The following is a 24,120-nucleotide window of genomic DNA, read 5'->3' as shown; positions in this document are numbered from 1 at the left end:
GAACACTCCTTACCCGGAGCGCGGCCCGTCCGAGGGTCGGCGCCCCCGGACGCGATCCCGCGCCGGCTCCGCGGAAGGACCCCCATGACGACGCCGCTCGACGCCGCCCCTCCGGGCGCGGCCGCCGCCCAGGCCGCCCGCCGCACCCCGCTCGTGGTGGTGCTCCTGGTGGCCGCCACCTTCGTGGTGATCCTCAACGAGACGATCATGGTGAACGCCATCCCGCGGCTCGCGGCGGACTTCGACGTCAGCCTCCGGGCCGCCCAGTGGCTCTCGACGATCTTCCTGCTGACGATGGCCGCGGTCATCCCCGTCACCGGCTGGTTCCTGCGGCAGGTGACGACCCGGCAGGCGTACGCGCTGGCGATGACGGTGTTCTGCGCGGGCACGGCCGTCTGCGCCGCCGCGCCGCTGTTCGAGGTGCTGCTGCTCGGGCGGGTGGTCCAGGCGGCCGGCACCGCGGTGATGATGCCGCTGCTGATGACGACCCTGATGACGGTCGTGCCCGAGGCCGACCGTGGCCGGGTGATGGGCACCGTGACGCTCGCGATGTCCTGCGCGCCGGCGCTCGGACCCGCCGTCTCCGGGCTGATCCTCGGGTTCGGCGGCTGGCGGCTGATCTTCGTCGCGGTGCTGCCGGTCGCGGCGCTGGTGACGATCGGGGGCCTGCGCCAGCTCGTCGACGTCGGCGAGCGTGAGCCGGCGGCGATCGACTGGACCAGCGTCGTCCTGGCCGCCGCCGGGTTCGCGACCCTCGTCTACGGCCTCTCCGAGATCGGCGGCGCGAGCGCGGTGGTCCCCGCGGTCTGCGGCGGTCTCGGCGTGCTGCTCGTCGCGGCCTTCGTCGTCCGGCAGCTGTCGCTCCAGAGGTCGGGCTCCCCGCTGCTGGACCTGCGGGCCCTGTCCCACCGCACCTACACGCTGTCGCTGCTGGTCATGGCCGTCGGCTTCATGGCCATGCTCGGCGCGATGATCCTGCTGCCGGTCTACCTCCAGCAGGTGCGCGGCCTCAGCCCGCTGCGCACGGGCCTGCTGGTGATGCCGGGCGGCCTCGCGATGGGCCTGCTCGGGCCGCAGGTCGGCAAGGTCTTCGACCGGGTCGGCTCCCGACCGGTCGTCGTGCCCGGGGCCGTGGCGATCCTCGCCGCGCTCGTCGTGCTGGCCCGGATCGAGCCGACCACGCCGTACGCGGCGCTGCTCGGCGCGCACGTGCTGATGATGGTCGGCCTCGCGGCCGTCTTCACGCCGGTCTTCGCCCTCGGCCTGGGCAGCCTGCCGCCGCACCTGTACTCGCACGGCAGCTCGATCCTGGGCACCCTGCAGCAGGTGGCCGGCGCGGTGGGCACGGCGGCGGTCGTCGTCATCGCCGACGCCCGCACGCGCGGCCTGATGGCCGACGGGGTCGCGGGCGTCGACGCGGTCGTGGGCGGTCTGCGCTGTGCCTTCCTGGCCGGCGCGGGCGCCGCGGTGCTGGTCGTCGCGCTCGCGGCGCTGCTGCCTGCGCGGGTGTCGGCGACGGAGGGCTGAGGTCAGACGTTGGCGCGCCAGTGCAGCGCGCCGACGATGACCATCCGCAGCTGGGTGCGTGCGGCCGCGCAGATCTGCTCACGCGCCTCCACGTCGTCGCCCGCCGCGATCAGCGCCTCGGCGGTCGCGACCATGGAGGTGACGATCAGGTTGGAGATGTTGCGGAAGTCCTCGCTCGACCAGCGCGTGGTGCCGGGCAGCAGCGCGAGGTCGGCGGCGAGCTCGCGCTCGCACAGACCGATCTCGTGCCGGATCGCCTCCCGCACGGCCCGCGGCCCGGCCGCGCGCTCGCGGGCGATGAACAGGAAGTGCTGGTGCTGGCGCTCCACGTGGTCGGCGAGCACCCGCACGGAGTGGTCGACGATCGAGGCGAACGGCTTCTCGGGGTCCTGCCGGTCGATCTGACGGACGTCGCGCAGCATCGCGCGCAGGGAGGCGAAGGACTCGTCGACCAGCGCGAGCCCGAGGGACTCGATGGAGTCGAAGTGCCGGTAGAAGCCGGTCGGGACGATGCCGACCTCCTTGGCCACCTGCCGCAGCGAGACGCCCACCAGGCTGGTCTCGCCGGAGAGGTCGAGGGCGGCGTCGAGGATGGCGCGGCGGGTGCGCTCTTTGCGCTCCACGCGGGTCTCCACGCGCGGGGCGTCTCCGACGGCCACGGGGGAGGGATCGCCGGCCGCAGTCACGCGCGCAGTCTAGTCACGTGTGCTGCCTCACTCGGCCGGCGCGACGCAGCGTGGGCCACTAGCCTGTGCAGTGCACATGTGTCCACCCTCACCAGGGCGCCTCCTTGACCCTCGGTGGGCGACTCCGGGATAGTTTCGGTGTACAGACGTTCACTGATTCTGGAGGCTTGACATGGGCATCGCCGGCGCACTCCTGCGGTCCAAGGCGGTCGCGGCCCTCGCCTCGCCCCACGGCGTCGACCGCTACCTCGAGCTGGTCAACCCGATGTGGGCGGCCGAGGAGGTGCGGGCCCGCATCGTCGACGTGCATCGCGAGGTGGACGTCCCCGGCCACCCGCCGGTCGCGACCCTGACCCTGCAGCCGACGTCGACCTGGCGCGGCCACCGTGCGGGTCAGCACGTCCAGGTCGGCGTCGAGGTCGAGGGCGCGCGTCGCACGACCCGCGTCTTCACCATCTCCAGCAACGACTCCCGGCCGGGCGACCGCTTCCAGATCACGATGCGCGCGAACCCCGACGGCGTGGTCTCGAAGTGGCTCGTCGAGAAGGCGCAGGTCGGCACGGTGCTGCACCTGTCCCAGGCCCTGGGCGAGTTCGTCCTGCCGGACCGCGTGCCGGAGCACGTCGTGTTCATCTCCGGCGGCTCGGGCATCACCCCGGTCATGTCGATGATGCGCTCGCTGCACCGCCGCACCCATCGGGGCCGCATCACCTTCATCCACTACGCCCAGAGCCCCGAGCACCAGATCTTCGCCGAGGAGCTCGACGAGATCTGCCGCTCCGGCTTCGGCACCGACGTCCACCTGCTGCACCCGGAGCTCGGCGACCCGGCGCTGTCGCCGGCCTGGCTCGAGCGCCACGTGCCCGGCTGGCAGGACCTGCCGACCTGGGCCTGCGGCCCGGCTCCCCTGATCGAGGCCGTGCAGGGCGCCTACGGCGACTCGCCCGAACTGCGCATCGAGTGGTTCAAGCCGCCGCGCGTCGCCACGGGCGACGCCGCCGAGGGCGAGGTCGTGTTCTCCCGCAGCGGCGTCCAGGGCGAGAACACCGGTGCCAGCCTGCTCGAGCAGGCCGAGGCGCTCGGCCTCGCGCCCGAGTTCGGCTGCCGCATGGGCATCTGCTTCTCGTGCACGGCGCGCAAGAGCGAGGGCACGGTCCGCAACGTGCTGACCGGCGAGACCTCCTCCCTGCCCGACGAGGACATCCGCGTCTGCGTGTCCTCCCCGGTCGGCGACTGCGTCGTCGACGTCTGAGACCTCCGTCCGATCCCCAGCGACACCTCCACCTCCAGCCACACCAGAGGAGAAACCGATGAGCACCAGCACCCGCCCGCTGACCCCCGAGCAGATCGAGGAGTTCGGCGCCGAGATGGACGCCATCCGGCAGCGCGTGCTCGCCGACCTGGGCGAGGCCGACGCCACCTACATCCGCAACGTCGTCAAGGCGCAGCGCGGCTTCGAGGTCGCGGGACGTGCCCTCTTCTACCTGCCCCCGGCCTGGCCGCTGGCCGTCGCGGCCCTCTCGGTGTCGAAGATCCTCGACAACATGGAGATCGGCCACAACGTCATGCACGGCCAGTACGACTGGATGGGCGACCCCGGTCTGAACTCGCGCATGTACGAGTGGGACAACGTGTGCCCCTCGGAGCAGTGGAAGAACAGCCACAACTTCATCCACCACACGTACACGAACATCCTCGGCAAGGACCGCGACCTCGGCTACGGCATCCTGCGGATGGACGAGGACCAGAAGTGGCACCCCTACTACCTCGGCAACCCGCTGTACGCGTTCCTGCTGATGGTGTTCTTCGAGTGGGGCGTGGCGATGCACGACCTCGAGGTCGAGAACATCGTCGCGGGCAAGCGGCGCATCGAGGAGAACAAGGCGATGCACGCCGGCATCATGCGCAAGGTCAAGCGGCAGGCCCTCAAGGACTACCTGCTCTTCCCGGCGCTCACCGGCCCCCTGTTCCCGATGACCCTGGCCGGCAACGCCGTGGCCAACCTGGTGCGCAACGTCTGGGCGTTCAACATCATCTTCTGCGGCCACTTCCCGGCCGGCGTCGCCACCTTCTCCCAGGAGGAGTGCGAGAACGAGACCCGCGGCCACTGGTACTACCGTCAGCTGCTCGGCTCGGCCAACATCACCGGCGGGAAGCTGTTCCACGTCATGACCGGCAACCTGTCGCACCAGATCGAGCACCACCTGTTCCCGGACGTGCCCGCCCGGCGCTACCCGGAGATCGCCCAGGAGGTGCAGGCGATCTGCGAGAAGTACGGCCTGGACTACAACACCGGCTCGCTCTCCCGCCAGCTCGGCAGCGTGGCCAAGAAGATCGTCCGCCTCGCGTTCCCGACCAAGCAGCGCCCGACCGGCGCCCCGGTCGCCGACGCCCCGGTGGCGTCCTCCGCCACCGCCGCGGCCTGAGCCGCGCTCCTCGACACCGGACGCCGTCCCTCCCTGCGGGGAGGGACGGCGTCCGTCGTCCGTCCGTCGTCCGTCACGGTCCACGGGACGGGCAGAAGCGATCGGCCCGGTGACGCTCCCCACCCCGAGACGCCTGGACCGCCCGTGAGCGGGCAGGCGACACTGGTCGCCATGAGCGCGGGCAAGGACCACCTGAGCAAGGCCGAGATCGCCAAGGACGCCGTGCAGAGCACGGTCGAGGCCACCGCCACGACGGTCGGCCAGGTCAGCGGCATCCTCACCAACGCCGTGCGGGACGTCGCCTCGGCCATCGGCGGCCTGGCCACCGAGGTCTTCGAGATCCGCGAGACCGCCCGCCGCGCGGCCGCCGACCACGGCGAGGCCGAGGCCGCCGAGCTCGACTGAGCCGTCCGCCCGGCCCGCGACCCTCGCTGGTCAGTCCTCGGGGTCGTCCAGGCGCGCCAGCCAGGTCGCCAGCCGCTCGACGGCGGTCTCGAGCTCGGGATGGGTGTCGACGAAGGCCTGCAGCTGCTCGGCGAGCCAGGCCATCGACACCTCCTCGTCGCCGCGCCGGCGGACGAGCTCCTCGATGCCGCGGTCGGTGAAGTACACGGTCGCCTCCAGGGCAGTGGATCGACGGGGGAGTGGTGAACCGCCGACGGCGGCCGCCCCTGTCGGGGACGACCGCCGTCGGGACGGAGCGGGTGGCCGGGCCGTCAGGCGAAGGCGCGGTCGAGCAGGTCCTTCTGCTCGGCGGTGTGCCGCTTGACGGTGCCGACCGAGGGCGAGGACGACGCGGCCCGCGCGACGGGCGCCACGGTGACGTCGAGCTCCGGCCAGACGTTCAGCGCGTAGTGCGGCCACGGGCCCATGTTGATCGGCTCGTCCTGGACCCAGCGCACCTCCTTCAGGTGCGGGTAGCGCGCGATCTCGGCGCGGATGTCGTCGATCGGCCGCGGGTAGAGCTGCTCGACGCGGGAGATCGCGAACTGCTCGCCGTTCTCCCGCTTGGCGCGGTCGACCATGAGGTCCCACGTGACCCGGCCCGAGCAGATCAGCAGCGTGGTGACCTTCTCGGGGTCGGCCGACGCGTCGCCGACGAACGGGCGGAAGGAGCCCCGCGTGAACTCCGCCGGCTGCGAGGCCGCCTCCTTGCGCTTGAGCATCGACTTCGGCGTGAAGACGATCAGCGGACGGTGGGCGGCGCCCAGCGAGTGCTGGCGCAGCAGGTGGAAGTACGACGCCGGGGTCGAGGGCTGCGCGACGACGAACGCCTCGTCGGCGGCCATCGTCAGGAAGCGCTCGATGCGGGCCGAGGAGTGGTCGGGGCCCTGGCCCTCGTAGCCGTGCGGCAGCAGCAGCACGACGCCGGAGTCCTGGCGCCACTTGGTCTTGCCCGAGCTGATGAACTCGTCGATGACGGTCTGCGCGCCGTTGACGAAGTCGCCGAACTGGGCCTCCCACAGCACCAGCGCCTCGGGACGCGCCACCGAGTAGCCGTACTCGAACCCGAGCGCGGCGTACTCCGAGAGCAGCGAGTCGTAGACGTGGAAGCGGGCCTGGTCCTCGGTGAGGTTCGACAGCGGCGTCCACTCGTCGGCGTTGGTGCGGTCGATGATGGTCGCGAACCGCTGCACGAAGGTGCCGCGGCGGGAGTCCTGGCCGGCCAGGCGCACCGGGCGGCCCTCCATCAGCAGCGAGCCGAAGGCCAGGATCTCGCCGGTGCCCCAGTCGATCGGGCCCTCGGTGATCGCGGTGGCCCGACGCTGCAGCTGCGGCATGACCTTCGGGTGCACCGTGAAGCCCTCGGGCGGGGTGACGTAGGCGTCCGCGATGCGCTTGAGCACCTCGGGGGAGACCGCGGTGACGGCGTCGCCGGCGGGCTTCTCGGGGTAGTCGGGCACGGTGGTCCAGTCCGAGGGCTGGCTGGTGGCCTCGCGCACCTCGGTGAACACCCGCTCCAGCTGCTGCTGGTAGTCGCGGAGGACCTGCTCGGCCTCCTCGATCGTGATGTCGCCACGACCGATGAGCGACTCGGTGTAGAGCTTGCGCACCGAGCGCTTCTGCTCGATCAGGTCGTACATCAGCGGCTGGGTGTAGCTCGGGTCGTCGCCCTCGTTGTGACCGCGACGGCGGTAGCAGACGAGGTCGATGACGACGTCCTTGTGGAACGCCTGGCGGTACTCGAAGGCGAGCCGGGCCACCCGGATGCACGCCTCGGGGTCGTCGCCGTTGACGTGGAAGATCGGCGCCTGGACCATGCGAGCGACGTCGGTGCAGTACAGCGAGGAGCGCGAGGACCCGGGCGAGGTGGTGAACCCGACCTGGTTGTTGACGACCACGTGGATCGTGCCGCCGGTGCGGTAGCCGCGCAGCTGGGAGAGGTTGAGCGTCTCGGCGACCACGCCCTGGCCGGCGAAGGCGGCGTCGCCGTGCACCAGCACGGGGAGCACCGGGAAGTCGGCGCCGCGGTTCAGGACGTCCTGCTTGGCCCGAGCGATGCCCTCGAGCACGGGGTCGACGGCCTCGAGGTGCGAGGGGTTCGCGGCGACGGACACCTTGACGTGCTCGCCCTTGCCGCTGGTGAACTCGCCCTCGGCGCCGAGGTGGTACTTGACGTCGCCGGAGCCCTGGACCGTGCGCGGGTCGATGTTGCCCTCGAACTCCCGGAAGATCTGGGAGTAGCGCTTGCCGACGATGTTGGCCAGGACGTTCAGCCGGCCGCGGTGGGCCATGCCGATCGCGACCTCGTCGAGGCCCGACTCGGCCGCGGCCTCGCAGATCTCGTCGAGCACCGGGATGGTGGTCTCGCCGCCCTCGAGGCTGAAGCGCTTCTGGCCGACGAACTTGGTCTGCAGGAAGGTCTCGAACGCCTCGGCCTGGTTGAGCTTCAGCAGGATCCGCAGCTGCTCCTCGCGCGGGGGCTTGCTGTGCGGGCGCTCGACGCGCTCCTGGATCCAGCGGCGCTGCTCGGGATCCATGATGTGCATGTACTCGATGCCGGTGGTGCGGCAGTAGGAGTCGCGCAGGATGCCGAGGATGTGGCGCAGCTTCATGAACCGCCGGCCCTCGCCGCCGAACGAGCCGGTGGCGAACTCGCGGTCGAGGTCCCACAGCGTCAGGCCGTGCGTCTCGACCTGCAGGTCGGGGTGGGTGCGCTGGCGGTACTCCAGCGGGTCGGTGTCGGCCATCAGGTGGCCGCGCACGCGGTAGGCGTGGATGAGCTCGAGGATGCGGGCCTGCTTGGAGATCTCGTCGTCGTGCGACGTCGCGATGTCGGTGGCCCAGCGGATCGGCTCGTAGGGGATGCGCAGCGAGCGGAAGATCTGGTCGTAGAAATCGTCGGCGCCGAGCAGGAGCTGGTGCACGCGCTTGAGGAACTCGCCGGACTGCGCGCCCTGGATGACCCGGTGGTCGTACGTGGAGGTCAGCGTCATGACCTTGCTGATCGCGCTGCGCGCGATGGCGTCCTCGGACGCGCCCTGCCACTCCGGCGGGTACTCCATGGCGCCGACGCCGATGATCGCGCCCTGGCCCTTCATCAGCCGGGGCACCGAGTGGTTGGTGCCGATGCCGCCCGGGTTGGTGAGCGAGATCGTGGTGCCCTGGAAGTCGGTGACGGCCAGCTTGTTGTCGCGGGCCTTGGTGACGACGTCCTCGTAGGCGGTCCAGAAGGCGGCGAAGTCCATCGTCTCGCAGCCCTTGATCGACGGGACGAGCAGCTGGCGCGAGCCGTCGGGCTTCTGCAGGTCGATCGCGAGGCCGAGGTTGATGTGGGCCGGCGTGATCAGGTTGGGCTTGCCGTCGACGACGTCGAACCCGACGTTCATCTCCGGCATCGACTTCACGGCCTGCACCAGCGCGTAGCCGATGATGTGGGTGAAGGAGACCTTGCCGCCGCGCGCGCGGGCGAGGTGGCTGTTGATGACGATGCGGTTGTCCCACAGCAGCTTCACGGGGACGCTGCGCACCGAGGTCGCGGTCGGGACCGTGAGGGAGACGTCCATGTTCTGCGCGGTGCGCGCCGCGGCGCCGCGCAGGACGGTGAGAGCGGGCTCGTCGCTGGCCGGGCTCGGCGCGGCGGGCTGGGAGTCCTTGGGGATCGGCGAGGTGGTGCCCTTGGACGGCTCGGCGGCCTTGGCCTCCGGGCGCGGCTTGGCGACGGGGGCCGGCGCCGGGGTCGCGGGCGCGGCGGCCTTCGCGGGAGCGGCGGCGGTCGGGGCAGCGGCGGGGGCGGGCGCCGACGCTGCGGGGGCCGGCGTGCTCACGCCGTTCGAGCCGCTGGGGGAGGAGCCGTGGGCGCCGTTGGACGGCGCCGGCGCGCTCGGACCGCCGGGCGCGCCGTGGTCGCGGAAGTACGCCGCCCACGCGGGGTCGACGCTGCCGGGGTCGGCCGAGAAGCGGTCGAACATCTCCTCGACGAGCCACTCGTTGGCTCCGAAGTCGGCGGCGGTGTCCGTCGTCGTGGTGGGTGACTGATGGCCAGGGGTTTGCGGCACGACTTGCTTCGCCTCTTCCGATGCGCGCTGGGTGTGGATGAGCGGCCTCAAGGCTAGTCCCACCGGGAGGAGCGCGCGGGGCCCGGGGTGGAGTTTCACCCGGGTGTCGGCAAACGCACACGGGCGTCCGCGGAGCGGGCCGGCGCCGGAAGGCCCGGGCCGGCGCGGCAGCGGGTGTGACGGGGGAGTGCGGGCCGCTGCGACGAGCGGACCCGGTGGGAGTGGAGAGCGCCCTCGGCAGGATTCGAACCTGCGACACCTGGTACCGGAAACCAGTGCTCTATCCCCTGAGCTACGAGGGCCGACGGAGGAGGACCCTACCCTGCGGCCCGCGGGCCGACGAATCGGACCGCGCGGGCGTCCGGAGGCGTCGACGGGGGCCGTCCGGACGGGCAAACCGGTTCGGCTCCCCGCGGTCGGCGCCGATACCCTCGCGGGGTGAATCCCGAGCAGCTCTCCGCCGCGATCGTCCAGGTCCTGACCGCGCTCTCCGAGCGGGGCGAGCTCGCGCTGCCCGACGGCGTCCCGACGAGCGTCACGGTGGAGCGACCCCGGCAGAAGGGGCACGGCGACTACGCGACCAACGTCGCCCTGCAGCTGGCCAAGCGGGCCGGCACCAACCCCCGCGCGCTCGCCGAGCTGATCAAGGTCGGCCTCGAGGCGTCCGACGGCGTGGCTGCGGTCGAGATCGCCGGTCCGGGCTTCCTCAACGTCACGGTCGAGGCCGGCGCGCAGGGCCGGGTGGCGGCCGACGTCGTCGCGGCCGGAGCGGCCTACGGCCGGGGCGCGGCCCTGGCCGGGCAGTCGATCAACGTGGAGTTCATCTCCGCGAACCCCACGGGTCCGCTGCACCTGGGGCACACGCGCTGGGCGGTGCTCGGGGACGCGCTGGGCCGCGTGCTGGCGGCGGCCGGCGCCGAGGTCACCCGGGAGTTCTACATCAACGACCGCGGCGTCCAGATGAACCACTTCGCCGACTCGATCATCGCCTCGGCCCTCGGCGAGCCCGCTCCCGCGGACGGCTACCAGGGCGGCTACATCGACGACCTCGCCCGGGCCGTCGGCGAGGCCCACCCCGGCGTCTTCGAGCTGCCCGCCGACGAGCGGCGGGTCGCCGTCCGCGCCGCCGGCTACGCCATCCAGCTGCGCCAGCAGCAGGAGCAGCTCGAGCGCTTCCACACGCACTTCGACGTGTGGTCCTCCGAGCTCGCGCTGCACGAGTCGGGCTCGGTGCCCGACACCCTCGCCCGGCTCAAGGACCTCGGCCACGTCTACGAGGACGGCGGCGCGCTGTGGATGCGCACCACCACCTTCGGCGACGACAAGGACCGCGTGCTGATCAAGTCCGACGGCGAGCTCACCTACTTCGCCTCCGACACCGCCTACTACCTCGACAAGCGCTCCCGCGGCTTCGACCACTGCGTCTACCTGCTCGGCGCCGACCACCACGGCTACGTCGGACGCCTGCGCGCGATGGCCGCGTGCGTCGGCGACGACCCCGACGTCACGCTCGACGTGATGATCGGCCAGCTGGTCAAGATCCTCAGCGGGGGGCAGGAGCTCAAGCTCTCCAAGCGGGCCGGCACGATCGTCACGCTCGAGGAGCTCGCCGACGAGATCGGCGTCGACGCGCTGCGGTACTCCCTGGCGCGCTACCCCGCGGACTCGCCGCTCACCCTCGACGTCGCCGAGATCACGAAGGCGTCCTCCGACAACCCCGTCTACTACGTGCAGTACGCCCACGCGCGCACCTGCCGGATGATCGCCAACGCCGAGCAGCTGGGCATGCGGCCGCCGGAGGGCGACGCCTTCGACCCCACGCTGCTCGACCACGAGCGCGACGGCGAGCTGCTGCGCGCGCTGGCCGAGCTCCCGCGCGTGGTCGCCGCGGCCGCCGAGCTGCGGGAGCCGCACCGCGTCGCGCGCTACCTCGAGAGCACCGCGTCGGTGTTCAACAAGTGGTACGACACCAAGGAGTGCCGGATGCTCCCGCAGGGCGACGAGCCCGTGACGCCGGCCAACGAGGCGCGCCTGCTGCTCGCCCACGCCACCCGCACCGTGCTGGCCAACGGCCTCGACCTGCTCGGCGTCACGGCGCCCGAGCGCATGTGAGCGGAGGCCCCCGATGACCCACGAGGCCGGCTGGGCCCACGCGCCCGGCGCCCTGCGCGGCCCCGCCTGGCTGCGCGAGCCCGACGACGTCGACGCGCTCATGCCGCGGCTGTGGTCGCGCACCGCGCGCAAGGTCGACGGCGTGCTGCAGGTCGGCGGCGTGCCGCTGCCCGAGCTCGTGGCCGCCCACGGCTCCCCGGCCTACGTGCTCGACGAGGACGACCTGCGCGCCCGCGCGCGGGCGTTCCGCGACGGCTTCGCCGGCTACGACGTCTACTACGCCTCCAAGGCGTTCCTGAGCGTGGCGGTGGCCCGCTGGATCGCCGAGGAGGGCCTCTTCCTCGACGTCTGCTCGGCCGGCGAGCTCACGGTGGCCGAGCGTGCCGGATTCCCGATGGAGCGGGTCGGCCTGCACGGCAACAACAAGACCGCCGCCGAGCTCGAGCGCGCGGTACGCCTCGGCGTCGGCCGGATCGTCGTCGACTCCTTCGTCGAGATCGAGCGGCTCGCCGCCATCGCCGCCGAGAGCGGGCGGACCGCCCGGGTGATGATCCGCGTCACGGCCGGCGTCGAGGCCCACACGCACGAGTACATCGCCACGGCGCACGAGGACCAGAAGTTCGGCTTCTCGATCGCCGCGGGCGACGCCTTCGAGGCGGCCCGCCGCGTGCTCGCCACGCCGGGGCTCGACCTGCGCGGCCTGCACTCCCACATCGGCAGCCAGATCTTCGTCACCGCCGGCTTCGAGGTCGCCGCCCGGCGGGTGCTCGGCCTGCACGCGCGCATCGGCGAGGAGCTCGGGGCCGTCCTGCCCGAGATCGACCTCGGGGGCGGCTTCGGCATCGCCTACACCAGCCAGGACGAGCCCGCCGACCCCGCGCACCTGGCCGCGGGCCTCACCGGCATCGTCGAGCACGAGTGCCGGGCGCTGGGCATCGCCGTCCCGCACCTCTCGATCGAGCCGGGTCGCGCGATCGTCGGCCCGTCGATGTGCACGGTCTACGAGGTCGGCACGGTCAAGCAGGTCCGCCTCGACGGCGGCGCGACGCGCACCTACGTCAGCGTCGACGGCGGGATGAGCGACAACATCCGCACCGCGCTCTACGACGCCGACTACTCCTGCACGCTCGCCTCGCGCGGCTCGACCGCGGCCCCCGTGCTCGCCCGCGTCGTCGGCAAGCACTGCGAGGCCGGCGACATCATCGTGCGCGACGAGTTCCTCCCCGGCGACGTCGCCCCCGGCGACCTCGTCGCGGTGCCGGCCACCGGCGCGTACTGCCGGTCGATGGCGTCGAACTACAACCACGCGCTGCGCCCGCCCGTCGTCGCCGTGCGCGACGGCGAGGCCCGGGTGATCGTGCGCCGCGAGACCGAGGACGACCTGCTCGCCACCGACCTGGGGTGAGCGGCGATCGGGCGTCCGGGTTCTCGCGACGAATCCGCGGGCGGGCGTCGCCGCCGATAGGCTGACGGGGTGAGTCACCCCCTCAAGGTCGCGGTGCTGGGCTGCGGCTCGGTCGGGTCGCAGGTCGTGCGGCTGCTGAGCGAGCAGGCCGGCGATCTCGCCGCCCGCATCGGAGCGCCCGTCGAGCTGGCCGGCGTCGCCGTGCGCCGCCTCGACGCGCCGCGCGACGTCGAGGTGCCCGAGGGCCTGCTCACCACCGACGCCCTCGCGCTGGTCACCCGGCCCGACGTCGACCTCGTCGTCGAGGTCATCGGCGGCATCGAGCCGGCGCGCTCGCTCATCCTGGCCGCGCTCGAGGGCGGCGCCAGCGTCGTCACCGCCAACAAGGCGCTGCTCGCCGAGGACGGCCCGACGCTCTACGAGGCGGCCGCCAAGGCCGAGCGCGACCTCTACTACGAGGCCGCCGTCGCCGGGGCCATCCCGATCCTGCGCCCGCTGCGGGAGTCGCTCGCCGGCGACCGAGTCACCCGGGTGCTCGGCATCGTCAACGGCACGACCAACTTCATCCTCGACAAGATGGACGCCTCCGGCGCCGGGTTCTCCGAGGCGCTCGAGGAGGCCCAGGACCTCGGGTACGCCGAGGCCGACCCCACCGCCGACGTCGAGGGCTTCGACGCCGCGGCGAAGGCCGCGATCCTCGCCTCGCTGGCGTTCCACACCCGCGTCACGGCCGCCGACGTGCACCGCGAGGGCATCGGCGAGGTCACCGCGGCCGACGTCGCGTCGGCCCGCGAGATGGACAGCGTCGTGAAGCTGCTGGCCATCTGCGAGCTGCGCACCGACGCCGAGGGCGAGGAGGCCGTCGCCGTGCGCGTGCACCCCGCGATGATCCCGCGCTCGCACCCGCTGGCCTCGGTCCGCGAGGCCTACAACGCCGTGTTCGTGGAGTCCGAGGCGGCCGGCCAGCTGATGTTCTACGGCCCCGGCGCCGGCGGGTCGCCGACCGCGTCCGCGGTGCTCGGCGATCTCGTCACGGTGGCCCGCAACCGGCTCGCCGGCACGCGCGGGGCGGGCGAGTCGGCCTACGCCGACCGGCCGGTGCTGCCGATGGGCCACACGCGCACCCGCTACCACGTCGCCATCGACGTCGACGACCGGGCCGGCGTGCTCGCGGCGGTGGCCACGGCCTTCGCCGAGCACGGGGTCTCGATCCAGACCGTCCGCCAGGAGGGCCGGGACGACGACGCGCAGCTGGTCGTCGTCTCGCACGAGGCCACCGACGCGCAGCTCGCCGCCACGGTCGAGCACCTGCGCACCATGGAGATCGTCCGCGACGTCACCTCGGTGATGAGGGTCGAAGGAGACAACGAGTGACCACCCTGCCCGCGGCTCCCGCCGCGTCCCCGGCCGCCGGCTCCGCGCCGGCCCTCGCGCCGACCCGTCAGTGGCGCGGGGTCGTCGAGGAGTACCGCGAGCTGCTCGCGATCCCGGCCGGCACCGAGGCGGTGACGCTCCGCGAGGGCGGCACGCCGCTGGTCCACTCCGGCTGGCTCTCGGGTCTGACGGGCGCCGAGGTGCACCTCAAGGTCGAGGGCGACAACCCCACCGGCTCGTTCAAGGACCGCGGCATGACCGCCGCCATCTCCGTGGCCAGGCACGAGGGCGCGGAGGCCGTCGTGTGCGCCTCCACCGGCAACACCTCGGCCTCGATGGCCGCCTACGCGGCGAAGGCCGGCCTCAAGCCGCTCGTGCTCGTGCCCGAGGGCAAGATCGCGGCGGGCAAGATGGCCCAGGCGATCATGCACGGCGCCCAGGTGATCATGGTCCGCGGCAACTTCGACGACTGCCTCGCGATGGCCCGCGGGCTCGCCCAGGACTACCCCGTCGCGCTGGTCAACTCGGTCAACCCGGTGCGTCTCGAGGGTCAGAAGACGGCCGCCTTCGAGATCTGCGACTTCCTCGGCGACGCCCCCGACTACCACCTGCTCCCGGTCGGCAACGCCGGCAACATCTCGGCGTACTGGCTGGGCTACACCCAGTACCTCGAGCTCGGCCGCAGCACCCGGCGCCCGGTCATGCGCGGCTTCCAGGCCGAGGGCGCGAGCCCGCTGGTCACCGGCGAGCCGTTCCCGCACCCGGAGACCAAGGCCACCGCCATCCGCATCGGCAACCCGGCCTCGTGGCACCTCGCCGAGAGCGCCGCGAAGGAGTCCGAGGGTCGCTTCGCCGCGGTCTCCGACGAGCAGATCCTCAGCGCCCAGCGCGAGCTCGCCCGCCACGACGGCGTGTTCGTCGAGCCGGCCTCGGCAGCGGGCGTCGCCGGTCTGCTGCAGGAGCTCGCCGCCGGCGAGTCCTACGCCGGCTCGCGGGTCGTCATCACCGTCACCGGTCACGGGCTGAAGGACACCGCCACGGCGCTCGAGGGCTTCGGCCCGCTGGTCGACGTGGTCGTCGACGCCGACGTCGACGACGCCGCCCGCGCCGCCGGGCTCGTCTGAAGGTGGCCGACCCCATGCCGGTCCTCGTCCGGGGACCGGTGGCCGTCAGCGTCCCGGCCACCTCGGCGAACCTCGGGCCGGGCTTCGACGCCCTCGGCCTCGCGCTCGACCTGCGCGACGAGCTGACGCTCGAGGCACTGCCGGACGCCGGGCGACTCGAGGTGGTCGTCGACGGCGAGGGCGCCGAGGGCGTCCCACTCGACGAGCGGCACCTCGTCGTGCGCACGGTGCGGCGGGTGCTCGCCGAGCTCGACGCCCCGCCGACCGGCCTGCGCCTGACCTGCCGCAACGTGGTCCCGCACGCCCGCGGCCTCGGCTCCTCCTCGGCCGCGATCGTCGCCGGCGTGTGGCTCGCCCGCGCGCTGGTCGTCGACGGCGAGCGCCGGCTCCCCGACGCCGCCGCCTTCGCCCTCGCCGCCGATCTCGAGGGCCACCCCGACAACGTCGCGCCCGCGTGGTTCGGCGGCTTCACCATCGCCGGCCGCGATGCCGGTGCGACCGGCCCGACCAGCACGGGGGAGTGGTACGCCGTCGGCTCGGCGGTCGACCCGCGACTCGCCGCTGTCGCGCTCGTCCCGCCGACCCCGCTCTCCACCGAGGCCGCGCGGGGCCTGCTGCCGGACGTCGTGCCGCACGCCGCGGCCGCCGCCGACGCCGGCAACGCCGCGCTGCTGGTCGCGGCCCTGGCCGGGGCGCCCGAGCAGTTGCTCCGCGCGACCCGCGATCACCTCCACCAGGAGCAGCGTCGGCCGGCGATGCCCGCGTCGCTCGCGCTGATCGACCGGCTCCGCGCGCTCGGGGTGCCGGCGGTGGTGTCGGGAGCCGGGCCGACCGTGCTCGCCCTGGTCGCCGCCGAGGGCCACGCCGTGCCCGGGCTCGTCGACGCGGCTACCGTGCTCGGCCATCGTCCCGAGGGCTGGCGGGGCCTCGCCCTGGCGATCGACCACGACGGCGTCCGTCCGGCCTGAACGCGCGGATCCACGGCGCCGCCGACGCCGGTGGTACGTTGACGCCGCCTCCCGTCTCCGGGGAGCCTGGCCGCCCGTCCCGGCGGCCCAGCACCGGCCGCCAGCCGCCACGATCGTCCAGATCGTCGGCAGCGCGCCCGGATCGACGTTCGCCGGCCTCCTGTGCCGGCCGTTCCGTGGGAAGGACTCACGTGACCGACAGCTCTGCAGTCGCCGACGCCCAGCAGGCGGCCTCGCGCCGCCGCGGCGGACTGAGCGGCATGCTCCTCGCCGACCTCAAGACCCTCGCCTCCGGGCTGGGCGTCCGTGGGGTCGGCTCGATGAAGAAGGCCCAGCTGGTCGAGGCGATCACCGCCGCCCAGGCCGGGCAGGCCACCGGCTCCACCGGCGCCGCGAGCGACGTCCCGACCGACACGGCGGCGCCGAACCAGGTCGGCGCGCCGGAGTCGGCGGCCGACGAGCCGGCGCCGCCCACCGTCGTGGTGCGCACCCGCACCCGCTCGGCCCGCGCCCCGCGTCCCGACTCCGCGGCGCAGGACGCGGTCGCCGAGCCCGCCCCGGCCGCGAGCGCCGCCGGCGACGCGCCCGCCGACGCCTCCGCTGAGCGCGCCCAGGAGCCGGCCGGCCAGCGCCCCCGTCGCCAGCGCTCCGACCAGTCCGAGCGCCCCGAGCGCCCCGAGCGCCCCGAGCGCCCCGAGCAGGACGCCCGGCAGGGCGCCGCCCAGGACCCGGCCCCGCAGGACAGGTCCGCCCAGGGCCAGGCCGCGAAGCAGCCGAAGCAGGGCAACCAGGGCAACGGCGGCAACCAGGGCAACCAGCCGAAGCAGGCCCACCAGGGCGGTGGTCAGGGCAAGCAGGCGAAGCAGGGCGAGCAGGGCAAGGGCCAGCAGCCCCAGCAGCCCCAGCAGCCCCAGCAGAAGGGCGAGCCGGCCTCCCAGACGTCGGCCGACGCGGCGCACGAGGACGACGACGAGGAGGGTCGCGGACGCAGCCGGCGGCGCCGGGGTCGCGACCGCGACCGGGCACGGGTCGGCGGCAGTCGCGAGCCCGACACCGCGATCCAGGACGACGACGTGCTCGTCCCTGCGGCCGGCATCCTCGACGTGCTCGACAACTACGCGTTCGTCCGCACCAGCGGCTACCTGCCCGGGCCCGACGACGTCTACCTCTCGCTCACGATGGTGCGCAAGTACGGCCTGCGGCGCGGCGACGCCCTCGTCGGCCAGGTGCGGCAGCCCCGCGAGGGCGAGCGGCGCGAGAAGTTCAACCCGATGGTGCGCATCGAGTCGGTCAACGGCGCCGACCCCGACACCGCCCGCAACCGCGTCGAGTTCTCCCGCCTGACCCCGCTCCACCCCGAGCAGCGGCTGCGCCTGGAGACCGAGCCGGACGACGCGATCGGCCGGGTCGTCGACCTGGTGGCGCCGATCGGCAAGGGCCAGCGCGGCCTGCTGGTCTCGCCGCCCTCCGCCGGCAAGACCACGATCCTCCAGGCGATCGCCCGGGCGGTCACCCGCAACAACCCCGAGGCGCACCTGATGGTCGTGCTCGTCGACGAGCGGCCCGAGGAGGTCACCGACTTCCAGCGCTCGGTCAAGGGCGAGGTGATCGCCTCGACCTTCGACCGCGCGCCGGCCGACCACACCGTCCTCGCCGAGCTGGCGATCGAGCGGGCCAAGCGGCTGGTCGAGCTCGGGCTCGACGTCGTCGTGCTGCTCGACGGCATCACCCGGCTCGGCCGCGCCTACAACCTGGCCGCGGTGGCGGGTGGGCGCACCCTGGCCGGCGGCGTCGACTCCGCCGCGCTGCACCCGACGAAGCGGTTCTTCGGCGCCGCCCGCAACATCGAGAACGGCGGCTCGCTCACCGTGCTCGCCACGGCCACCGCCGACACCGGCTCGGCCACCGACGAGCTGATCCTCGAGGAGTTCACCGGCACCGCCAACCAGGTGCTGCGCCTGCGGGCCGACCTCGCCGCGGCCGGGCTGTTCCCGGCGGTCGACGTCGCGGCGTCGGGCACCCGGCGTCCGGAGGTGCTGCTCGGCGAGGCCGAGGCCGGCGTCGTCGAGGGGCTGCGGGCCGCACTGCCCGCCGCTCCCGCCGACGCGCTCGCGGACCTGCTCGGTCGCGTCGGCTCGACCCGCACCAACATCGAGCTGCTCACCGCCGCGCAGCGCCGTCGCTGAGCGGCGTCCGGGGCGCGGCCGGCCGGGAATTGGCCGGCCGCCCGCGGCGTTGGCACAATCGCACCTCGGCACCGGTTCACGTCCCGGCATCCCGCCTTGACGACCCGGAGCCCGTTCACGAGACGAGGACCCATGAAGAAGGACATCCACCCCGACTACGTCGTCACCCAGGTCACCTGCACCTGCGGCGCGCAGTTCGAGACCCGCAGCACCGCGACCTCCGGCTCGATCCACGCCGACGTCTGCTCGCAGTGCCACCCGTTCTACACCGGCAAGCAGAAGATCCTCGACACCGGCGGCCGCGTCGCCCGGTTCGAGGCCCGCTACGCCAAGGCCAAGGCCAACCAGGGCAAGTAGCCCGCACCGAGCGCCGGCCCTCCGTCTTCGGACGGGGGGCCGGCGTTCGCGTTCTCCCGCCCGTCACCGCCCGTCACCCGCACAGCACCGCCGGAGGCCCCGTTGTTCGACGCCGTCGAGGGCATGCTCGCCGAGCACGCCGAGCTCGAGACGCGCCTGGCGCTGCCCGAGACCCATGCGGACCCGCGCCTGGCCAAGCGGCTGAACCAGCGCTACGCGGCGCTCTCGGCGATCGTCGGCACGTGGCGCGAGTGGCAGCGGCTCGGCGACGACATCGGTGCGGCCCGTGAGCTCGCCGGCGACGACGCCGCCTTCGCCGCCGAGGCCGACGCCCTGGAGGCGCGTCGCGGCGAGGTCGAGGAGCGGCTGCGTCGGCTGCTCGTCCCGCGCGATCCCGCCGACGACAAGGACGTCATCGTCGAGGTGAAGTCCGGCGAGGGCGGGGAGGAGTCCGCGCTGTTCGCCGGCGACCTCCTGCGCATGTACACCCGCTACGCCGAGCGCCGGGGATGGAGCGTCGAGCTCATCGACGCCACCCCGTCCGACCTCGGCGGCTACAAGTCGGTCACCGTCGCGGTCAAGGCCAAGGGCGCCCCCGAGCCCGGCGAGGCCCCGTACGCGCTGCTGAAGTTCGAGGGCGGCGTGCACCGCGTGCAGCGAGTGCCGGTCACGGAGTCGCAGGGGCGCGTGCACACCAGCGCGGCCGGGGTGCTGGTGCTGGCGGAGGCCGAGCCCGTCGACGTCACGATCGACGAGAACGACCTGCGCATCGACGTCTTCCGCAGCTCGGGGCCCGGGGGCCAGAGCGTCAACACCACCGACTCCGCGGTGCGCATCACCCACCTGCCCACGGGCATCGTCGTCAGCTGCCAGAACGAGAAGAGCCAGCTGCAGAACAAGGAGCAGGCGCTGCGGATCCTGCGCTCGCGCCTGCTGGCCGCAGCGCAGGAGGCGGCCGACGCCGAGGCGAGCGACGCCCGCCGCAGCCAGGTGCGCACGGTCGACCGCTCCGAGCGCATCCGCACCTACAACTTCCCCGAGAACCGCATCTCCGACCACCGCACCGGCTACAAGGCGCACAACCTCGACCAGGTGCTCGACGGCGACCTGCAGCCGGTGCTCGACTCCTGCGTCGAGGCCGACCTCGCGACCCGCCTGGCGGCGCTGGGGGAGGGATGACCCCGCCGAGGCGGCTGCTGGCCGACGCGGCCGCGCGGCTCGCGGCCGCGGGTGTGGCGAGCCCCGAGCACGACGCCGCCGAGCTCCTCGCCCACGTGCTCGGCACCGTGCGCGGCCGGCTCCCGCTGGTCGAGCAGGTGCCGGACGACGCGCTGGGGCGGTTCGAGGCGCTGCTCGCCCGCCGGGCCGCGCGGGAGCCGCTGCAGCACCTGACGGGCCTCGCCGCGTTCCGGCACGTCGAGCTCGCCGTCGGCCCCGGCGTCTTCGTGCCGCGGCCCGAGACCGAGCTGCTGGCGGGCTGGGCGATCGAGCAGGCCGCGGCGCTTGAGGCGCCGGTGGTCGTCGACCTCTGCACCGGCTCGGGCGCGATCGCCCGCAGCGTCGTCGACGAGGTGCCCCACGCCCGCGTCCACGCCGTCGAGCTCGATCCCGGCGCGCACGCCTGGGCCGAGCGCAACCTCGCGGGCACGGGCGTCGACCTGCGCCTGGGCGACATGGGCGAGGCCTTCGACGACCTCGCCGGCGGCGTCGACGTCGTGGTCTGCAACCCGCCGTACGTGCCGCTGGAGGCCTGGGAGTCGGTGGCGCCGGAGGCCCGCGACCACGACCCGCACCTCGCGCTCTTCTCCGGGGACGACGGGCTGACGGCGCTGCGCGTCCTCGCCCGCCGGGCCGCCGTGCTGCTGCGGCCCGGGGGCGTGGTCGGCGCCGAGCACGCCGACGTCCAGGGCGCCTCGGCGCCGGCCGTCTTCGCCGAGGTCGGTCGCTGGGTCGAGGTGCGCGACCACGTCGACCTGGCCGGTCGTGCGCGCTTCACCACCGCACGGCTGGCACGATGACCCCCGTGACGCGATACCCCACGACCACCGACGAGGAGCGCGAGGAGGCGATCGACGCGGCGAGCCTGGCGCTCCAGCGCGGCGGACTGGTCGTCATCCCGACCGACACCGTGTACGGCATCGCCGCCGACGCCTTCGACGCCGAGGCGGTCGCCGGACTGCTGGCCGCCAAGGGCCGGGGCCGGCAGATGCCCCCGCCGGTGCTGGTCAGCGCCGCGAGCACCCTCGACGCGCTCGCGGTGCGGGTGCCCGGCTACGCGCGTGCGCTCGTCGAGGCCTTCTGGCCCGGCCCGCTGACGCTGGTCTGCCACCAGCAGCCGTCCCTCGACTGGGACCTCGGCGAGACCCGCGGCACCGTCGCGGTGCGGATGCCCGACCACGAGATCACCCGCGAGATCCTCGAGCGCACCGGCCCGCTCGCGGTCAGCTCGGCGAACAAGACGGGCCTGCCGGCCGCCGTCGACGCCGACGCGGCCGAGAAGATGCTGGGCGAGGACGTCGAGGTGATCGTCGACGCCGGGCCCTCGCCCAAGGGCGAGGCGTCCACCATCGTCGACGTCACGACCGACGCCGGGCGGGTGCTGCGCCTCGGGGCCCTCTCGCTGGAGGAGCTCAACGCCGTCCTGGAGCCCCTGGGGGCCGTGCTGACGCTGGAGGACTGAGCCGGTGCGGGAGTACGCGCTGGTCTTCGTGGTCGCGGCCGCCGTCACCTACCTGCTGACGGTGCTGGCCCGCGAGAGCGCCCTGCGCCTCGGGGCGGTGGCGCGGGTGCGCGACCGCGACGTCCACGACGTGCCGATCCCGTACTTCGGCGGCATCGCCATGTGCGGCGGCCTGGTCTCCGCGCTCCTGGTCGCCCGGCACCTGCCGTTCCTCTCCAGCGGCCTCGCGGTCTTCCACGACGCCGGGGTGGTGGTCGCGGCCGGCGTGATGATCTGCGCCGTCGGGGTGCTCGACGACCTCTTCGAGCTCGACGCCCTCACCAAGCTCGGCGGCCAGGTGCTCGCGGCGGGCTTCCTGGTCGCCTCGGGCATCCGCTTCTACTACTTCCCGACTACCGACGGCACGGTCTTCTCCCTCGACCCCGCCCAGGGCGCGCTGCTGACGGGCTTCGTCGTCGTCGCCACGGTCAACGCGGTGAACTTCGTCGACGGGCTCGACGGCCTGGCCGCCGGCATGGTCGGCCTCGGGGCCCTGGCGTTCTTCGTGTTCTGCTACCAGCTCACCCGCATCAACAACGCCGACCGCGCGACGTCGGCGGCCTTCCTCGCCATCGCCCTGGCGGGCGTGTGCGCGGGCTTCCTGCCGCACAACGTCAACCCGGCCCGGCTCTTCATGGGCGACTCCGGCTCGATGCTGCTGGGCCTGGTGCTCTCGGCCAGCGCGATCACCCTCACCGGCCAGTTCGCCGACGGCGACCTGAGCCAGGGCGGCGCGGGCGGGCAGGCGAGCCTCGCGCCGACCCTGCTGCCGCTCCTGCTGCCGCCGCTGGCGGTGCTGATCGTGCCGCTGCTCGACCTCGTGCTTGCGGTGGTGAGACGCACGGCGCAGGGCCGCTCGCCCTTCGCCCCCGACAAGCAGCACCTGCACCACCGGCTGCTCGAGATCGGCCACTCGCAGCGACGGGCGGTGATGATCATGTGGATGTGGGCGGCCCTGATCTCCTTCGGGACCGTCGTCGCCAGCCTCTACGCCGCCCCGTGGGTGTGGGCGACGCTGGCCGTCTCGACCGTCGTCGCGGTCGTGCTCACCTTCGCCATTCCCGAGAGCGAGGAGCCGGTCGTCCCGACCCTCCCCGCCGGGGGCGCCTGAGCCCTCGCCAGCCCCCTGGCAGGGCCGGCGCCAGGCGGGGGAGGGCTCTCTGGAACGATCCAGTTGACCGCCCTCCGGTGACCTTGTGATAGTTTTCACGAGCGGTCGAGAGGCCGCTCGAGCTCCCGCCAGACCCCGACCAGAACGGCCGCCGACCATGACGACCGACCGCACCGCCGGACCGCAGCAGGCGCCCTCGCGCCGCCGGTCGACGGGGCGCCCGGCCCTGCTCCGGGCGGCGCTCGTCGGCGCCGGCGTCAGCCTCGCGCTGGTGCTCGTCGCGGCCGCCGTCGACTCCGGCCGCGGAGCCGGGGGAGCGGCGCTCGGCGCCGGCGTGACGCTCGCGGTCTTCCTCCTCGGCGCCTACGCCGTCGACCTCGTCGCGACCGCCGTCCCGGCCGCCGCCCTGGGCGCGGCGCTGATGACCTACACCCTCCAGGTGGCCCTCCTCGGGCTCTTCTTCCTGGTGATGAACGGCTCGGGCCTGCTCGACGACGCCCTCTCGCGCACCTGGCTCGGGCTGGGCGTCATGGCGGTGTGCGTGGCATGGGTGGCGGCGCAGTCCGTCGCGGTGCTCCGCCAGCGCATCCCGACCTACGATCTCGACGAGGAGGCGGGCGCGTGAGCACCCCCCGCCCCTGCTATCGTCCGGTGCGCGACCGCCCCCACCGGGCCGGTCGCGATCGCACGCCGACCCCCTGTCCGACCGCGCCACCGCAGCGCGAGCCCGGCATGGCGCGCGCTCGGGAGTCCCGCGCTCACCCGCATGCCGACGCCACACGACACGCAGCCGTAGGAACCGACTTTCAGGAGATGCAGTGAGCCTCATCGCGACGAGCGTGATCCGGGCCGCCGGCGAGGGTCCCCACATCCCGGGCCCCCTCGACTTCGAGCTCGACCCGCTGTTCGCCGGCGCGACCAAGCCGATGATCCTCGTGGTCCTCTCGGCCGTGCTGATCCTCGGCCTCTTCTACGCGATGTCGCGCCGCGCCGCGGTCGTGCCGGGCCGGCTGCAGTTCGCCGGCGAGTACGTCTACGACTTCGTCCGCAACAGCATCGCCCGCGACACCATCGGCGCCCACGACTTCCAGCGGTTCGTGCCGATCCTCTTCGCGATCTTCACCTTCGTGCTGGTCAACAACTTCTACGGCGTCATCCCGCTCCTCCAGTTCCCGTCGATGTCCCGGATCGGCTTCCCGATCGCCATCGCCCTGGTCATCTGGCTGATCTACAACGGCGTCGGCATCGCCAAGCACGGCTTCTTCGGCTACCTCAAGCACCAGACCGTGCCGGGCGGCATCAGCGGCCCCATCCTCATCGCGCTCGTGCCGCTGGAGTTCTTCTCCAACATCATCGTCCGGCCGTTCACGCTGGCCCTGCGACTCTTCGCGACGATGTTCGCCGGCCACCTGCTCCTGATCCTGTTCGCCACCGGCGCCGAGTACCTGATCTCGTCCTACGACCCGAAGGCGCTGGGCATCACCGCCGGCGTCCTCTCCTTCGTCATCGGCATCGCGGTCAGCTTCCTCGACATGCTGGTGATGTTCCTCCAGGCCTACGTCATCACCCTGCTGGCCGCCATGTACATCGGCAGCGCCATCGCCGAGGAGCACTGACGGCCCCGGC

The 24,120-nt window shown here is 73.3% G+C and carries 20 protein-coding genes and 1 tRNA gene; 17 read left to right on the top strand and 4 right to left on the bottom strand.

Annotation, left to right across the window (positions count from 1 at the left end):
- The first annotated feature begins 84 nt into the window (after positions 1–84).
- On the top strand, positions 85–1,527 hold the full coding sequence (locus tag K8Z61_RS07200; protein WP_224127958.1) for a DHA2 family efflux MFS transporter permease subunit: 1,443 nt from the start codon (positions 85–87) through the stop codon (positions 1,525–1,527).
- 2 nt (positions 1,528–1,529) lie between these two features.
- On the opposite strand, the gene K8Z61_RS07195 is transcribed toward K8Z61_RS07200, so the two are convergent.
- Positions 1,530–2,213, bottom strand: a complete 684-nt coding sequence (locus tag K8Z61_RS07195; RefSeq protein WP_224127956.1) for a TetR family transcriptional regulator — start codon at positions 2,211–2,213, stop codon at positions 1,530–1,532.
- Positions 2,214–2,385: 172 nt separating this feature from the next.
- Here K8Z61_RS07195 and K8Z61_RS07190 point away from each other — a divergent pair, with 172 nt between their 5' ends.
- The 3 genes from K8Z61_RS07190 (at position 2,386) to K8Z61_RS07180 (ending at position 5,044) form a co-directional block, all read left to right on the top strand.
- Positions 2,386–3,465, top strand: coding sequence for a ferredoxin reductase (locus K8Z61_RS07190; protein ID WP_224127954.1), 1,080 nt, complete (start codon positions 2,386–2,388; stop codon positions 3,463–3,465).
- Between the two features lie 58 nt (positions 3,466–3,523).
- The gene (locus K8Z61_RS07185; RefSeq protein WP_224127952.1) at positions 3,524–4,639 is read left to right on the top strand and encodes an acyl-CoA desaturase; all 1,116 of its coding nucleotides are present in this window, start codon (positions 3,524–3,526) and stop codon (positions 4,637–4,639) included.
- A gap of 171 nt (positions 4,640–4,810) precedes the next feature.
- Entirely contained in the window at positions 4,811–5,044 is a 234-nt protein-coding gene (locus K8Z61_RS07180; RefSeq protein WP_224127951.1) for a hypothetical protein, read from the top strand.
- A gap of 30 nt (positions 5,045–5,074) precedes the next feature.
- Here the strand turns inward: K8Z61_RS07180 and K8Z61_RS07175 are convergent, their stop codons facing one another.
- The 3 genes from K8Z61_RS07175 to K8Z61_RS07165 form a co-directional block, all read right to left on the bottom strand.
- Positions 5,075–5,251: a DUF6104 family protein gene (locus tag K8Z61_RS07175; protein WP_224127949.1), complete on the bottom strand. Its 177-nt coding sequence runs from the start codon at positions 5,249–5,251 to the stop codon at positions 5,075–5,077.
- A gap of 104 nt (positions 5,252–5,355) precedes the next feature.
- A complete protein-coding gene (locus K8Z61_RS07170) occupies positions 5,356–9,138 on the bottom strand; it encodes a multifunctional oxoglutarate decarboxylase/oxoglutarate dehydrogenase thiamine pyrophosphate-binding subunit/dihydrolipoyllysine-residue succinyltransferase subunit (protein WP_224127947.1) in 3,783 nt (1,260 codons plus the stop codon).
- Positions 9,139–9,367: 229 nt separating this feature from the next.
- Positions 9,368–9,440 (bottom strand) — tRNA-Arg (locus tag K8Z61_RS07165).
- A 136-nt stretch (positions 9,441–9,576) separates the two neighbouring features.
- Here K8Z61_RS07165 and argS point away from each other — a divergent pair.
- The 13 genes from argS (at position 9,577) to atpB (ending at position 24,110) form a co-directional block, all read left to right on the top strand.
- On the top strand, positions 9,577–11,250 hold the full coding sequence (gene argS / locus K8Z61_RS07160; RefSeq protein WP_224127945.1) for an arginine--tRNA ligase: 1,674 nt from the start codon (positions 9,577–9,579) through the stop codon (positions 11,248–11,250).
- 13 nt (positions 11,251–11,263) lie between these two features.
- The gene (lysA, locus tag K8Z61_RS07155) at positions 11,264–12,655 is read left to right on the top strand and encodes a diaminopimelate decarboxylase (RefSeq protein ID WP_224127943.1); all 1,392 of its coding nucleotides are present in this window, start codon (positions 11,264–11,266) and stop codon (positions 12,653–12,655) included.
- Between the two features lie 69 nt (positions 12,656–12,724).
- On the top strand, positions 12,725–14,029 hold the full coding sequence (locus K8Z61_RS07150; RefSeq protein ID WP_224127941.1) for a homoserine dehydrogenase: 1,305 nt from the start codon (positions 12,725–12,727) through the stop codon (positions 14,027–14,029).
- A gap of 5 nt (positions 14,030–14,034) precedes the next feature.
- A complete protein-coding gene (gene thrC / locus K8Z61_RS07145; protein ID WP_224128754.1) occupies positions 14,035–15,153 on the top strand; it encodes a threonine synthase in 1,119 nt (372 codons plus the stop codon).
- A gap of 14 nt (positions 15,154–15,167) precedes the next feature.
- Complete coding sequence (gene thrB / locus K8Z61_RS07140) at positions 15,168–16,121, top strand: homoserine kinase (protein WP_224127939.1); 954 nt, start codon at positions 15,168–15,170, stop codon at positions 16,119–16,121.
- Positions 16,122–16,312: 191 nt separating this feature from the next.
- A complete protein-coding gene (rho, locus tag K8Z61_RS07135) occupies positions 16,313–18,307 on the top strand; it encodes a transcription termination factor Rho (RefSeq protein ID WP_308116753.1) in 1,995 nt (664 codons plus the stop codon).
- Positions 18,308–18,439: 132 nt separating this feature from the next.
- Complete coding sequence (rpmE, locus tag K8Z61_RS07130; protein ID WP_224127937.1) at positions 18,440–18,664, top strand: 50S ribosomal protein L31; 225 nt, start codon at positions 18,440–18,442, stop codon at positions 18,662–18,664.
- A 102-nt stretch (positions 18,665–18,766) separates the two neighbouring features.
- The gene (prfA, locus tag K8Z61_RS07125; protein ID WP_224127935.1) at positions 18,767–19,843 is read left to right on the top strand and encodes a peptide chain release factor 1; all 1,077 of its coding nucleotides are present in this window, start codon (positions 18,767–18,769) and stop codon (positions 19,841–19,843) included.
- Positions 19,840–20,682 carry a peptide chain release factor N(5)-glutamine methyltransferase gene (gene prmC, locus K8Z61_RS07120; RefSeq protein ID WP_224127933.1) on the top strand — a complete coding sequence of 281 codons (843 nt, stop codon included), beginning with the start codon at positions 19,840–19,842 and terminating at the stop codon, positions 20,680–20,682. The genes prfA and prmC overlap by 4 nt, the downstream gene beginning before the upstream one ends.
- A gap of 5 nt (positions 20,683–20,687) precedes the next feature.
- Positions 20,688–21,344 (top strand): L-threonylcarbamoyladenylate synthase, encoded by a 657-nt coding sequence (locus K8Z61_RS07115; RefSeq protein ID WP_224127931.1) that lies wholly within the window; start codon positions 20,688–20,690, stop codon positions 21,342–21,344.
- A gap of 4 nt (positions 21,345–21,348) precedes the next feature.
- On the top strand, positions 21,349–22,494 hold the full coding sequence (locus K8Z61_RS07110; RefSeq protein ID WP_224127930.1) for an MraY family glycosyltransferase: 1,146 nt from the start codon (positions 21,349–21,351) through the stop codon (positions 22,492–22,494).
- Between the two features lie 157 nt (positions 22,495–22,651).
- Positions 22,652–23,119 (top strand): hypothetical protein, encoded by a 468-nt coding sequence (locus K8Z61_RS07105; protein WP_224127929.1) that lies wholly within the window; start codon positions 22,652–22,654, stop codon positions 23,117–23,119.
- Positions 23,120–23,312: 193 nt separating this feature from the next.
- A complete protein-coding gene (gene atpB, locus K8Z61_RS07100; protein WP_224127928.1) occupies positions 23,313–24,110 on the top strand; it encodes a F0F1 ATP synthase subunit A in 798 nt (265 codons plus the stop codon).
- The last annotated feature ends 10 nt before the right edge of the window (positions 24,111–24,120 follow it).

Origin of the sequence: Nocardioides sp. TRM66260-LWL (assembly GCF_020075545.1) — a bacterium.
In the GTDB taxonomy this organism is placed as follows: domain Bacteria; phylum Actinomycetota; class Actinomycetes; order Propionibacteriales; family Nocardioidaceae; genus Nocardioides.
Note: the sequence above shows the minus strand (reverse complement) of the source record. Positions and strands in the feature narration are given on the sequence as shown.